The sequence below is a fragment of the Prevotella sp. E13-17 genome (genome assembly GCF_022024035.1).
In the GTDB taxonomy this organism is placed as follows: domain Bacteria; phylum Bacteroidota; class Bacteroidia; order Bacteroidales; family Bacteroidaceae; genus Prevotella.
The window spans coordinates 203,610-217,849 of the sequence record NZ_CP091787.1; the positions used below are offsets into that span (position 1 = coordinate 203,610).

General features: G+C 49.5%; 11 protein-coding genes. 5 read left to right on the top strand and 6 right to left on the bottom strand.

The genetic code is table 11. From position 1 onward, the window contains the following. Position 1: 1 nt before the first annotated feature. From L6472_RS00620 to L6472_RS00635, 4 genes are all read right to left on the bottom strand, one after another. Positions 2 to 1,993 (bottom strand): Ig-like domain-containing protein, encoded by a 1,992-nt coding sequence (locus L6472_RS00620; RefSeq protein WP_237806236.1) that lies wholly within the window; start codon positions 1,991 to 1,993, stop codon positions 2 to 4. 12 nt (positions 1,994 to 2,005) lie between these two features. Beyond that, positions 2,006 to 3,511 (bottom strand): GH3 auxin-responsive promoter family protein, encoded by a 1,506-nt coding sequence (locus tag L6472_RS00625; protein ID WP_237806237.1) that lies wholly within the window; start codon positions 3,509 to 3,511, stop codon positions 2,006 to 2,008. A 641-nt stretch (positions 3,512 to 4,152) separates the two neighbouring features. Continuing rightward, positions 4,153 to 5,520 carry a hypothetical protein gene (locus tag L6472_RS00630; protein ID WP_237806238.1) on the bottom strand — a complete coding sequence of 456 codons (1,368 nt, stop codon included), beginning with the start codon at positions 5,518 to 5,520 and terminating at the stop codon, positions 4,153 to 4,155. Between the two features lie 21 nt (positions 5,521 to 5,541). Next, positions 5,542 to 6,696 (bottom strand): hypothetical protein, encoded by a 1,155-nt coding sequence (locus L6472_RS00635; protein WP_237806240.1) that lies wholly within the window; start codon positions 6,694 to 6,696, stop codon positions 5,542 to 5,544. Between the two features lie 713 nt (positions 6,697 to 7,409). Here L6472_RS00635 and L6472_RS00640 point away from each other — a divergent pair. The 5 genes from L6472_RS00640 (at position 7,410) to L6472_RS00660 (ending at position 10,928) form a co-directional block, all read left to right on the top strand. Beyond that, on the top strand, positions 7,410 to 7,541 hold the full coding sequence (locus L6472_RS00640; RefSeq protein ID WP_370640861.1) for a hypothetical protein: 132 nt from the start codon (positions 7,410 to 7,412) through the stop codon (positions 7,539 to 7,541). Positions 7,542 to 7,686: 145 nt separating this feature from the next. Next, positions 7,687 to 8,238 (top strand): RNA polymerase sigma factor, encoded by a 552-nt coding sequence (locus tag L6472_RS00645; RefSeq protein WP_237806242.1) that lies wholly within the window; start codon positions 7,687 to 7,689, stop codon positions 8,236 to 8,238. Next, the gene (locus tag L6472_RS00650; protein WP_237806244.1) at positions 8,231 to 8,599 is read left to right on the top strand and encodes a hypothetical protein; all 369 of its coding nucleotides are present in this window, start codon (positions 8,231 to 8,233) and stop codon (positions 8,597 to 8,599) included. The genes L6472_RS00645 and L6472_RS00650 overlap by 8 nt, the downstream gene beginning before the upstream one ends. Next, positions 8,586 to 9,671, top strand: coding sequence for a hypothetical protein (locus L6472_RS00655; RefSeq protein WP_237806246.1), 1,086 nt, complete (start codon positions 8,586 to 8,588; stop codon positions 9,669 to 9,671). Before L6472_RS00650 ends, L6472_RS00655 begins: the two co-directional genes overlap by 14 nt. Before the next feature lie 183 nt (positions 9,672 to 9,854). Then, entirely contained in the window at positions 9,855 to 10,928 is a 1,074-nt protein-coding gene (locus L6472_RS00660; RefSeq protein WP_237806248.1) for a hypothetical protein, read from the top strand. Here the strand turns inward: L6472_RS00660 and L6472_RS00665 are convergent, their stop codons facing one another. Together L6472_RS00665 and L6472_RS00670 are read right to left on the bottom strand one after the other, a co-directional pair. After that, positions 10,929 to 12,107: an aspartyl protease family protein gene (locus tag L6472_RS00665; protein WP_237806250.1), complete on the bottom strand. Its 1,179-nt coding sequence runs from the start codon at positions 12,105 to 12,107 to the stop codon at positions 10,929 to 10,931. Positions 12,108 to 12,140: 33 nt separating this feature from the next. Next, a complete protein-coding gene (locus L6472_RS00670; RefSeq protein ID WP_237806252.1) occupies positions 12,141 to 14,213 on the bottom strand; it encodes a S46 family peptidase in 2,073 nt (690 codons plus the stop codon). Between the last annotated feature and the right edge of the window lie 27 nt (positions 14,214 to 14,240).

Consider the following 14,240-nt stretch of genomic DNA (forward strand, 5'->3'; position numbering starts at 1 on the left):
CTTATCTATTTATATTGTCAGTATATTCCTTGCCCATCTTCTTGGCACGGTCAAGGTTGCGGTTGCGCAGTTGCTTTTCTTTGTCGGGCTTCTGCTTCGTGATGGCAGGCGCCTTCTGCTTGTAGCGGGGCAGCGCTGTGAGGTTCCACTGTCGCGAAACGTCCCATTTGGCTTTGCACTCCACGATTTCGGGGTTGTAGAACACAGGCTCGGGTTGCAGGTCATCGTCGTAGCGACCGGTGTCCCAGCGACCATTGCCGTTCTTGTCGATGAACGCACGCAGGTAGTAGCTGCCAGGCTGCAGGTAGTAGAACTCGGCAGGCTGACCGCCGTGGGCCACCGACTGACGTTTCACCTTGTCGCTGGTGTCCATCAGCTGCACCACCACCGAGTCGCCCTGTTCGGCACCGCTAATCTCTACGGTCAGTGTGCTGAACGCATCCTCGTTCAGCACCTTGATGCCCTGCTTGATGGGTTTCGACACCTGTCCGTAGATGCCCTCGAAGGCTGCCGAGTCTATCTCCAGACTGTATTCCGTGTCTGGTCGCCAGTCCACGTTCATCTCGTAGATGCGTGTAGCTATCTGTCGGAAGTCGTGAGGGGCGCGATACCAAGTGGTGTCAATCTTCGAGTAGAGGTGCACACTGCCCGTGTCGCATCGTGCCAGTGGCTCAGGCATCTCGAAGCGCAGCACGTGCAGCGGACTGATGTTCTGGTTGGCATTGATTTTCACCTCCAGAGCCTTGGGCTTCATGATGGTGTCATAGGGCTCCTCGCGCTTTTTGCGTTTCTCCTGTTCCTTCTGCCATTTCTCGAAGGCCTTTTGTTGCTCCTTCAGTCGTTTGGCGTGGGGCGTCTTGGCTATCTGCTCCAAGGTGTCGGTGCGCTGCACCAATTGTCCCAGCGTGTCGGTCATCAGATAGCTGAACTCCACCAACAGCGTGTCTTGGTTCACCAGCGTCGTGTCGCTCAGCCAGTAGGTGATGGTGTCGTTCTTCATCGAGTATTCTGGTATCACGGCACTGTCCAAGTTGCAGTTCAGTCCTCTCAGCACGGGCAGTGAATCGCTGCCATAGGTGAAATAGAACCCCAGCCGGTCGGGCTCCTTGCGTTCGGTCTTCAGCAGGAAGCGGTCGGTCTGTGGCTCCTGGAAGCACAGCAGTGTGACGTCGTCGGGCAGGAAGTGGGTGTAGCCCACCCTCACGATGTTGGCAATGTGCAGTGAGTCGCGCCAGATGGTGTCTTGACGCACATCCTGCATACAACGGGGCACGATGCTGTCGTGCGAGAAAGCCATGTATTCGCTTTTCTGACCGTAGAGGAAGTCGCCGTCGGCATCTTGCAGTGCATAGATGCGATAAGCCCCGGGCCCCACCCCTTTCACGGTGAAGCGTCCGCTGCCGTTGGTGCGCGACACGCGCATCATGGGCTCTCGGTGTATGACCGAGTCGGCAAAGTTCTGGTATAGTCCCACCAGTACGCCCTTCATGGGTTCCAGGTTCTCGGCGTTCAGCACGTAGCCGCTCACCTCCAGAGTGTCTATCTGTGTGCCGGTAGAGAAGCTGAACGTGTAGTTGCCCATGGGGTTGCCTTCGTTGTTGTCGGTGATGGCATCGCTGAAGTCGATGGTGTAGGTAGTGTTAGCCTTCAGTGAGTCTTTCAGGTCCACCACGATGCGTCGGCCCGACGCCTTGATGTCGGCCTGTTCCAGTTGAGGTGGCGACACGATGACCTTGTTCTGTATGTCTTCCACCTTGATATATTCGTCGAAGTTGATCACCACCTTACGGTTTTTCACGTTCACGCCATGTTCAGCTGGCGACGAACTGATCACGCGTGGTGGTGTGTCGTCATACCAGCCACCGTCGGGGCTGCCCATGCGTGCGCAGGAAGAAAGGACCCCACCCAAAAGTGAAAGATGAAAGATGAGAGATATGATTACCATATTCTCAAACACACCTTTCCGTTGGCTCTTATTGTTAAATCTAATCATATCTTTCATCTATCATCTCTCATCTTCCGATGAAAGAGCCAGCAATTCCTCAATATGCTTGCGCTCATTGCTCAGTCGGGGCACCTTGTGCTGTCCGCCCAGCTTACCCTTAGACTTCAGCCAGTCGTTGAACAGTCCCTGGCGTGCCACCACGATCTCCAGTGGCTGCAGGGTGATGTCTTTATAGCGCTTCGCCTCGTAGTCGCTGTTCAGCTCTTGCAGTTTGCGGTCCAGTATCGAAGCAAACTCATGGATGTCGGCAGGTGGCGTAGAGAACTCGATGAGCCACTGATGGCGGCACTTGGCGTTCTGGTCCATAAACACGGGAGCGGCGGTGTATTCCAGCACCTGTGCCCCAGTTTTCTCGCAGGCATAGGCCAGTCCCTGTTCAGCATTGTCCTGTATCAGTTCCTCGCCGAAGGCATTGATGAAGTACTTGGTGCGTCCCGAAATGATAAACTTATAAGGATTGATAGAGGTGAACATCACCGTGTCGCCAATCTTGTAGCGCCACAGACCGCACGAGGTGCTGATCAGCATGGCGTAGTTCTTGCCTTTCTCCACACCCCACAGAGGCACGATGTGGTCGGTGCCCATCTCCTGGAACTCGTAGAACACGTCATAGTCTATCATCAGCAGCATCGACTTGTCGGCAGGATCGTCCTGCAATCCGAAGAAGCCCTCGCTGGCATTGTAGGTCTCCATGTAGTGCATGCGTGGCGAGGTGATGAGCTGCTGGTATTGTTCGCGGTAGGGCGTGAAGGCCACGCCACCATGGAAGAACACCTCCAGGTTGGGCCACACCTCTTCCAGATGTTGCTTGCCCGACAGTTCCATCACGCGGTTCAGCACCGAGAGCATCCACGAGGGCACACCGCTCAGGTTGGTCACGTCTTTGTTCATGGCCTCCTTGGCAATGCGGTCGCGCTTGATCTCGAAGTCACTCAGCAGAGCCGTCTCCTTTGCAGGCACGCGAAAGAGGTTCACCATGGGGTTGATGTTTTCTATCAGGATGGCGCTGAGGTCGCCCACCAGCGAGCCCGGCAGGTTGTAGTTGGGCGCATGACTGCCGCCCAGTATCAGTCCTTTGCCACTGAACATGCGGCTCTGCGGGTTGTTTCTCAAGTAGAGCACCACGGCATCGGTGCCACCATGGTAGTGCACACGCTTCAGTCCGTCGGGGCTCACGGGTATGAACTTCGACTTGTCGTTGGTGGTGCCGCTCGATTTGGCATACCACTTCACGCGTCCGGGCCACAGCACGTCGCTTTCGCCGTGGCGCATGCGGTCGATGTCGCCCTTCAGTTCCTCGTAGGTGTTCACGGGTGTGTTCTTCACAAAGTCTTCATAGCCACGGGTGGCGGCAAAGAGATGTTTCCGTCCGTATTCCGTATCCTTAGCTTTTGTCAACAGGTGGTTGAGCGCTGCTCTCTGCAGTGCCTCTGCTTCGTTGTTGTAGCGCTCTATCTCTCGCGCTCTCGAAGCAAACACCATTCTTGCTATTCCTGTAAAATCCATTTGTTCTTTATTAATATGGTGCAAAGGTACGATTAAGTGAGCGAAAATGCAAATTTATTTGCAATTTTCCGAACGGAAGTACCTTCGAGACCCGTTCTCAAAGGTACGAATAAGCGAGTACAAAACAAAGAATTTTATTCTTTTTTTGTCGAGCGTGAGTATCTTCGACATTTTTGTCAAAGGTACGATTAGGTGAGCGAAAAAGCAAAAAGAAAATCCATTTTCCTTTCTCTTTTCCGAACGTGAGTATCTTCGAGACTCGTTCTCAAAGGTACGGTTAAGTGAGCGAAAAAGCAAATTAATTTGCAATTTTCCGAGGGAGAGTTTCCAATTCAGAGTCTTGGAGCATTATTTTTAAAGTATAAAAGTAGTGGTTTTAGAGTCTGAAAGTTGCAGTTCTGAAGTCTAAAACCCAAGCAATCATTTCTGTTCCAGCCCCTGGGAAGCCTGTTTTCAGCCCCTGGACTGACCGCGTCCAGGGGCTGAAACGACCACATCCAGCCCCTGGATTTGACCTTTTCAGGGGCTGGATGCGGAGTAAAACCTTAACAATTGCATCATCAAACCAAAGGTATTGCATCGTCAAACCGCCACTTTTCATGCGTCAAACCGTCATTTTTCGATGGCATTGTGGCTTTGTTCTACTTCTGAACATACTTCTTCCCATCCTTAATATACATCCCTTTCTCTGGAATGCGACTGAGGCGACAGCCCTGGAGGTCGAAGAATTGAATCTTGTCGCTAACAGATGGCCTAATTGTTCTTATGTTATCGGGGATATTTGGAATGTTTGGATTGTCAGACATAAAGATGCACTCATCGCCTTCATAACAAGACACGAAATAAGTACAATCATTTGCGTTCATGTTTTGTGGTTCAGACGCTGGACGTTGCTCTTCAATACCAGAGGATACAGAGCCTATGCCTTCAATCCAAATGTCGTGCCAAACATCCTCGCCATCTACTATCGTGGATAGTCTTTGACCCTTTTCCGAATACTTTTGCAAGCAGATAATTCTGCGAAAAGAATGATTATCCACTTGAATGGTGTCAACATCATATACCATCCAGTTGGTATTGGCAGGCTTCTGTTTTGACTCCCAACTATATACCCGGCCAAAATCTTCTCTCCCAAAGTTGAAATAAAGTGAAGCAATAGGTTGATGAAATGAATTATTGCCAAAGTCACATTTATAAACCGATCGTTCTACCTCATAAAGAAGACAAACATCATATTCTCTTTCGTAATCTTGATAAATCAGTTTGGGATATTTGGTACGTTTAATGACTGTGTCACCTTTCACGACATACGAATAGGGCTTGCAATGTTCTCCACTATCGTCTATGTAATAGTGAATATAGTTCCAACGTTTTCCTTCAATGCCCATCTTGTGATACCCTTTCTCTGTAAGTTCAGGCTCAATGATTTGATAAAGCTTTTCTCCCTTACACTCACAAGACTGTAATGTGTTGTAGTTACCAGGAAGGGGTATCATAGCAAAGAAATCTTTTGTTGCACCAACGCCCTCTATCCATGTAAAGTTGTATGTTTCCCCGTACTCTCTGTTTGTGGGTATGTTCTGCAATGAGTATTTCTTTATGGGAATGTTCCCGTTGTTTTCAGTTTTAATATCCTTAACTATTATATTTTCGTTATGTAGATGAATCGTATCACCGACAGCACAGTCAAAGTCATAGATTAACTCTGCAGTGTCCTTGTTCGGCTGGAAAAAATAAACTTTTTTGTTCTCCTCGTAAAGACTTCCTCTATATTCTACGGCTTTACTGCCAAATCTGTTTTCAATATACATTTTAAGGCATTGCTTTCCTGCAATTAAAGTATCACCTTTTAAGTCATAATAGTAATAGTAATCATACATGGCGGGGCGCGCTGACAGAAAGTCATCATACATCCAGTGTTTCCCTTCCTCCACCAATGGCCTATATTCCGTTTCAGCAGCAGCGGTCTGTACAAACAGAGTTAGTAATAGTAGGATTGTTTTATTCATAATTAGCTTGTCTTTCTTCTTTTATTTCACGTACTTCTTCCCATCCTTAATATACATCCCTTTCTCAGGAACGCGGTTGAGGCGACGGCCTTGGAGGTCGAAGATGGCTCCCTCTCCTTTGTAAATGGCTGGGGAGAGGTCTGCAATGTTTAATGGAATGATGAAGCCTTGAATATTGTTGATAAGACATAGCTTGGGCTGCTTCTCCTCTGTATAGAGAACGGCATCCATCGAAATGCAACGAGCAGGAATGCTGATGGCTTCCAGATTAAATCCATAGAGATCGGTGATGGGCAGACGGTGGACACCCTTGCAGGCATAAAGCATCCGAGTGCCGTTGTTGTCTTCAAGTGAGTCGATGACCACATCTTCTACCGTAACCACGTCTCCACTGTTTTTATCTATTTCAAGATCGTTGAAGTTTAGGGGATGATCTTTGTAGAACTTCTCTATAAAAGGATCTGCGTCTTGGCAAACAAGATACTGGTCGGAGGTGTTTTCAGAAGCGAGGAGTGTAGGAATGCCATGCTGTTCACCCCTAATGCCAATCACTGTTCCGCGCAAAATGTTACCCACTTTTAAGTCAAGCCCCGTGGCATGGAAACAGATTGGCGCATCGCCTCGTATATAGATGTCTTCGCCGCCAATGAATAATACCGTGTCGCGTTGGAACTTAAGTCGCGCTTCGGTGCCAATGGGCAGATCGCGGAAGGCACGTATGCCCTCTGCCGTGGGCAGACCTTCTATGTCGTCTTGTGGCAGCGGGTCATCGTCATTGGGCCCTGCAGGCTCTTGTTGGCTAAGACTCTTTTCATAGGCATCAAGGTCAATGACGAAAAAGGGTATTTCGGTGCCGATGATCTCATAGTTGCTCTTGGCTGCATCTATGATAAACAAAGGATAACCGTCTGCCGACTTTTTGGTACCTTTAAGAATGCCCGAGATGACTTGTCCGGCATGGACCTGCTCAAGTCCTTCGACAAGGACTTTTACACCATCCGAGAGACAGATACGATCATCGGTAGTCTTGTAGATGGTGTCCTGATTGGACTGCAGGGCAATCTCTGTGTTGTCGGCCAGCGCTCGAAGTTGCTCAATGGAATTAATCTCTTGTTCGGAAGCACACACACAAAGTGAGATGGAAGTGAGCAGAATTGAAAGTAGAAGTTCTTTCATAGGCGGGGAATGATGTAGGTTGAAGTTTGATAGTTATATTAGTTTTATTTTTTCTTATGCGAAGGATATGGTTTTCGATTACAAAGATATGATGAATGGGTAGTCGTTGTTATTGTGCTTTGCGTTCTTTAACACGTTTAGTCTTTTCTTAACTATTATTAAATAGATGTCTTGTTTATAATAAGACAGTCTTTGCAAAGAATGATTATTGGCTGATTCTCACCCAGCAGACCTCGCGCTGAAATCCGCGCGGGTCGCGCAGTGTGAAGCGATATTCACGGCCCGGTTCGAAAGTCCGCTCCAGCTCTGCTGGCTTGCAAGGCAAGAACTTAGGACACGGAATTTTGATTTTCAATCGTGCCAAATCCGTGATTAAGCGAGAGCAAAACAATAGTTTACTTTTGCTTTGTCGAGTGTGAACGGATTATCTAATGTTTATGTGTCGCCAGACAGGTAATCTTTGGTTCATATTAATTGAAAAAGGTAGGGAAAAGAAAGGATGAGGTAACACTTTGAGGCAAAAAGGGGATTTCTTAGGCTGCTTTTATTCTAAAAGCTAGTCCTCACCGCTTTTTACTCCGAAAGTTTGGCTATTCAAAATAAAAGCAGTACCTTTGTACCACCAGAACCCGCCAAGCCTCTCCGCTCGACCTATGGTCGCTTGCCATAGCAAGAACGATGCTCAAATGTGCTGGTCGTTTTATTTTTACACAATGAGCAACAGAATTTCGCCGAACAACGATATGAAGGCTAAGATTGATTCACTTCTTGCCGACTACCCGGCCATTGATACCGTAGCAATGGGCTTTCCCCGTGGTTGGGAGAACGAACCGTTGTGGCAATAGGCACAATTATACAAGGCGGGCGAGGATGGAAAAGGCGCATCCTCGCCCGCTTTCGGTAAGGTGAAATGCTCTACACCAGAAGAAAATCAAAAAAAGTTGCTTGCCAGGCGTGACATTTCGGCTATTTGCGTCTATATATAGTAGAATGGCAAACGAAGACAACATAATCATACAACGCGTTCTCAGCGGTGATACCCAGAAGTTCGGGCTGCTGGTCAACCGACATGGCCCTGCGCTCATGACATTTGTGGGGCGCATTGCCCAGCAGCAGGAGGATGCCGAGGATGTAGTGCAGAACGCCTTCGTTGCTGCCTACCAGCACCTGATGGACTTCGATCCACAGCAGGCATCGCTGTTGACATGGCTGCAGCGCATAGCCTACCATGAAGCGTTGTACCATCTGCGAAAGCGAAGGCGCCAGGTGCTGCTGCCGCTTGATGTGGGTGACGACGTTCCTGACGAACTGCCAGAGACGGCTACAGCAGAAAAACTGGACGAGGCCATTCAAAAGCTGAGCCCGGAAGACCAAATGCTCTTGCAACTCTACTACTTCGACGAGCGTCCTCTGAAGGAAATAGCCTACATAACAAGCTCATCAAGCGACTCTCTCAATCGTGAAGTCTCGCGTCTCAGCAGCCGGCTTCATCGAATACGTCAACGACTCAGAATCATCTTAACACGCATGAACAATGAATAACGATAAAGATTTATTCTTCCAGGCCTTGCAACGACAGAACGAACGAGCCGCAAGGATGAAGATGCCCGACGACATGGAGCAGTGGGTGATGCAGCACATTGAAACCGAGGAAAAGAAGCCCACGCGAAACGTCTTTCTGTTCGCATTGAGAGCCATAGCATCAACCGCAGCTGTTATACTCATTGGACTATTCCTGCATGTGTATGAACCAGTAAAGAAAACGAGCAATGATCATAGCTACGATAAAACCAACTGGACAGGAGGCAGCACGCTGAAAAATGTGTATACCAGCAATCTGCAACCTAAACAGGCTACATTTAGTTACATTCAATTAAAAAAGAAACTGTATGAAAAGTATTAGTTTATATTTTCTGCTTATTGTAGCAGTATTGAGTTCGTGCCAGAAGCAGAACATCAACATGCACACCGTCATTCACTCCGATGGTACTTGCGAGCGCACGGTCAGCTACAGCAATGTGATGACTAAAGAGCAAAGAGACTCCCTCTTAGGAGAGCATTTGAATGGATGGTCTCAACCTATGCCAGAATGTCTGAACATCGATGCTTCCTGTAAGAGTTATACAGAAGTTGGCAAGGATGATACTGTAAAAACAACATTTACCTGTCCATTCTCGTCTGTGGAAGAGATGTGCCAACAGACACCTCTGCAACTGAATGGCGTCCGCCTGAAGTCAAGTGCCAAGTTGCATAAACGCTTCCGTTGGTTCTATACAGAATATACTTTCACGGAAACTTTTGCTTGTGTCGGCGATTCCTTCAAACTGCCACCTGTCAACTATGCCGACGAAAACATTGTGAGCTATTGGTTTACGGGACATCCTAATATTACCGAAGGATTCAGCGGAGCAGAAACTATGTCGAAACTGAACGAGATAGAACCTCTCATCAACAAATGGCTTGATGATAACTTTGTCAACCTGTGTTTCGACTACATCGTGAGCCACTACGACAGCATCCCAAATCCACCAGTCAGTCGCCAACGATTCATTGAACTTGAAGACTCTCTCGTGAAATTTGCAAAAAAGGGCAAGGATGATATTTTAGGGATACAAGCTGATAAAGTCTTTAAGGATTTCTTCGGCTCTGATTCTTACGCTTTGTTCTTCGATGAAGACACTAACTGCGGAAAAGAACTCATGAAAATTTACTCCGACCGCTTGAGCATTTTGGGTTTCAGTGTTCCTTACTCCCTCTCTATGCCAGGCACGGTCATTGATGCCGGAACGGGAATCTGCAAGGATGGTGTTGTCTATTACCCATTAACCGGCGAGCGGCTCATTCCTCACGATTATGTGATCTCTGCCAAGTCGAGAATCACCAACATCTGGGCTTATATAGTCACGCTGCTTGTCATTCTTATTGCCATTGGTAGTTTTGCTTATGGCAAAAAGCTAATTTTGAAGAAAGACTAAAACGAAACAAAGATGGACAAGAAAACCATCAGCACCTGTTTGAGGGGACTTGTAATGTTTTGCTGAGCGTTCTTGTCAATTGTGACAGTTATCGGTGACAAAAAAATGAGGGAAATGGAAGAATGATAGCGTTTTTTGTTTATCTTTGCAAACAGAATATTATTCATTTAATAGATTTGGATTATGAGAAACCTAATGAGACTTTTCGGACTTGTGGTTCTTGGAATCATGATGTGTACACCGGCGAATGCCCAGTTTGGTAAACTGCTGAAGAAGATGGGCGATGCCATTGATAAGGCTAGCGAGGTGACTAATGCTATCGTGGGTGAGAATAATACGGAGGCGGCAAAGCTGCCGGAGGGAACCGTGCAGGTGAATATTGAAGGCGGCGGTATGCTGGAGAATCCGCTGGCTGACTATATGGATGTGGAGTGCGAAGGCGTGTATGGTCGCACCACATCGCCATCGTTTGGTGAAGTGTATGCTGTGCTGAAGGTTAAGATGAAGGTGCCACAGACGAATCTTGGTATTGGTGGTGACCACGGCAACGCCGGCAACACGTTTGCTTATGATGCAAAGGGTACTGCGTACAAGCAGAAAATGAATATTATTGGTAACTATGATGTGCAGGAAGGCTTCTTTGTGCGTATCAAGTTGGACGACAGTCGCCGCTTTGTAGATGTGCCTAGAACGTTGACACACTTAGCCCTGGTGGACTATATGTTCTCTACGCAGGACACGAAATGGAAGGTGGTGAAACTGAGAGATGTGCCCATCCAGTGGGATGTGGAGCCGAAGGTGCACTTGGAGATGAGTAGCCAGCCGCCTGTTGGCGCTCCTCTGATTATAAATCCGCTGCGCGATGTGCTGGATATTCAGTTGGAAGGTGTATATGGTCAGACAACCGAAGAGGGTTTTGGTACCATCTATACGGTGCTCATGCTGAAGCCTAAGAAGCCATTCAAGCGTGTGGCAATAGGCAGCAACTGGGGTAGTAGTGCTCCCACACTGGCCATTGACCAAGATGCCAACCTGTATATGCCTTATAAGAACCTGTCGGATGCATTTACGTTTGAGCCGGGAAAACCGCTGCGCGTGGTGCTCAATGATAATACCCGCTATAAGAACATGTCAAAGGCCATACGGAGCATGGGCGTGATGAGGTTCTGCGTGAAGTTGGATGGTGGTGACCATTCTGGCTACATCTATTTGCAGAATGTACCCGTGACATGGGATCCGGAGCAGACGGAAGAATAACTATTTGCTGATTCTCACCCAGTGTACCTCGCGCTGAGTGCCGAGGGCATCGCGAAGGGTGAAACGATATTCACGGCCCGGTTCGAAAGCCCAGCGTAGGAACTGCTGGAAACTGCGAACTGGGCGGTTGTCTATCTGCGTGATGATGTCGCCCTCGCGAAAGCCCAGTTGGTAGGGCGTGCCGCCTTCCCACACCAAGCCTACGGCGGGAAGTCCGTCTTTCTCGATGAAGGCAATCTCTAATTGGGGATTGCTGACCTGCACAAAGGGCTGACCGTCGTAAGACTGGAAGCGCAGGCGGCGTTTCCGGGGGTTGATGATGAGCGTGCCATAGTCCAGCACGGCGGCGCCAAGATGTGAGCCGCCCTGCGTGGTGATGGTGTGAACATCGGCGAAGAGGAAGCTGCCCATGCGCAGCTGATGAAAATGGAGGAACACCACCTCGCCGCGCTTCTCAAGTCCGAAATGTCCCATGGCATGGCGTCCCTCGCTACGTCCTTCTATCTGGGAAACGAGTGTAGCGGCGTTGTTCTGTTCACCCTGGTCGAAACTTTCCTTGTTCATGATGTAGAGGCTGCGACTGCCCGTGTCGAAGAGCACCCGCTCCTTGTAGCGTCCGAAGGGCTTCACCTGGATGTAAGGTACATGATAGTGCAGTTGATAGCGCATGTCGAAACCGTCTTCCTGGTCGAAGAACTTTTTGCGGTCGGTCAGGATGAGGCGACGGTTGGCCACATCGATCTTAGCCAAAAGACCCTTGCAGAAGAGGTCGAAGCCGATGATGCCATCGATGGTTTGATTGCTCGTGGTGCGCTGTTGCACGGTGGCTTGCAGTCCTGTCAGCGTCAGTTGACCCAGCGTGAGTGGCGGCAACTTGACCACAGCGACCGTATCGCGCCGGTTGTTGGCATCGTAGGCAATCATCTGTCCGGCAGGTCGGCAGCCTTCTGGTTGGGTGTCGCTGAAGATGACGCTCTGTCCGGCGCCGGTGTCCAGCAGAAAACGATGCTGGCGGCCATTGATTGTGACGGGCAGATAAACCTGATGACTGTCCCACTCAATGGCGATGGAATCGACGAAATCGGTGCGCGACAGCGTGAAATCCAACGAATAGCGAGCCAACTGTGCATCGGCATTGATGCACAGCCAGCTCGCTAAAAGTAGTATCCATCGTGTCATAGGCTGTCAGCAGATGGCTGCTGTGATGATGGTTTATCGTTTCATCTCGTTGATGAGGCGGTCGGCATGTCCCCACTTGTCCATCATGAAGAGCACATAGCGGATGTCCACACCGATGCAGCGGGCCAGATGGCTGTCGAAGAAGATGTCGCTGGAAAGACTGTCCCAGTTGCCGTCGAAGGCCAGACCGATGAGGCGGTTCTTGCCGTCGAACATGGGCGAGCCGCTGTTGCCGCCCGTGATGTCGTTGGTGGTGAGGAAACAAAGGTTCATATTTCCGGCACTCTCCATCAGGGGAATCATCTCGGGTTCCACCTTGTAGTCCTCGATGCGGTTGCCGGTCTTCATCTTCTCCACGATGCTGGGCGCTGAGGTGAAGTAGCCCGAAGGTTTGCCGCCCAGGTTGTATTCCTTCACCTGTCCATAGCTCAGGCGCATGGTCATATTGGCATCGCTGTAGTGGGGCAGGTCTTGCTCCATGCGAATCTTGGCATCGCAGAGGTAACGCTCCTGAATGGCGATGGAATCGTTGATTTTCTGCATGCCTTCGCGCAGTTGGTTCATCATGTCGGTCAACTCAAAACCAAACCACACGCCGGGATCTTTCATGAACGACTTCTTGTTGGGATAGAGGCGGGCGCCCTTCTTCATGAGCTTTGACTCGGCATAGAGGAAGTCGGCATATTTCTGGCAGTCGCCATCGAATTGCTTGTCGATGAGTGCATAGACAGCCGAGAGGTACTGCTTCTGTGTCATCTGCTGACGGAAGTTGCTCAGCAGTGTGCCCAGAATCTCGCAGTCGGTAGCCTGGTCGAAGGTCTCGTTGTTGTCTTTCAGGGTGATGCGCTGGCGTTTGCCTTTGCCCACAGGCGATGCACCGTTGTGAACGAACATGGCGCGTGTCGATAGTTCGTCGGTGCGGCGGAAAGTCTCCGTCCAGTACATGAACGCCTCCATCAACTTGATGCGCTGGCTATACAGCTCATTCATCTTGTCAAAGTCAAGCTTTCCAACGAGGAAACCACTGCTTTTCTGCCACTTCTGCAATGCTTTCTCAAAGTCGCGCTTCTGCTGTATCAGTTGGATGCTGTCGATGCACTTGTTCATGCCGATAGAGTTCTTCCAGTAGTTGGACGACTGGGCATACTTTGAGTCGTACTTGATACGTACGGCTTCGGCGCCATCCATGTGGCGCTTCATGACCTCTTGCTTGACGCCACGCACCTGAGCGCGGATGGCATTCTGCACGTAGCGCTCTTCGATGCCATAGCTGGACAGGTAGCGACTGGTGCTGCCAGGATAACCAATGGTCATGGAGAAGTCACCCTCCTTGTAGCCCTCGTCAGAGATGCGAGCCCAGTGCTCGGGGTGATAGGGCACATTATCTTTTGAATAGGCGGCAGGACCGTTGGTCTTGGGGTCGGCATAGATGCGGAACACAGAGAAATCGCACGTTTGGCGAGGCCACATCCAGTTGTCGGTCTCGCCACCAAACTTACCCATAGACTTAGGAATGGTAAACACCAGACGCAGGTCGGTGAAGTCGCGATAGGTGGTGGCAAAGTAGCGGTTGCCCTCGTAGAAAGGTTTTAATTCAAGGCGAAGTGTAGAGTCCTTGGCCTTGATCTGTTTAGACATCTCATTCTCGATGGAATCGAGGAAAATGCTACGTTCCTTCTCGCTCATGTCGGCCAGTCCCTGTTTCATCAGTTCGTCGGTGACATCTTTCTGGTCAACCATAAATGCCACAAACATGTTCTCGTTGGGCAACTCTTCTTCGAATGACTTGGCACAGAACCCGTTCAGCATGTAGTCGTGCTCGACGGTGGAGTGCGAACGGATGGCCTCGAAGCCACAGTGGTGGTTGGTGAACACCAGACCATCGGGGCTTACTACCACACCTGAGCAATAGCCCGAGAAACATACCACCGACTTCATGATGGCATCGTCGGCTTTATAGAGCTGGTCGTAGGGCAGTTGGTAACCGTAGCCCTGCATCTGTTCATAGACAGCTTGGGGCAGATCGTAGAGCGTCCACATGCCTTCGTCGGCCTTCGCTCCTGTGACGGCCAGCATGATAAAGAGAGAGAATAATAGCTTTTTCATTTTTCGTTGTTTGAATAACTTGTGTGT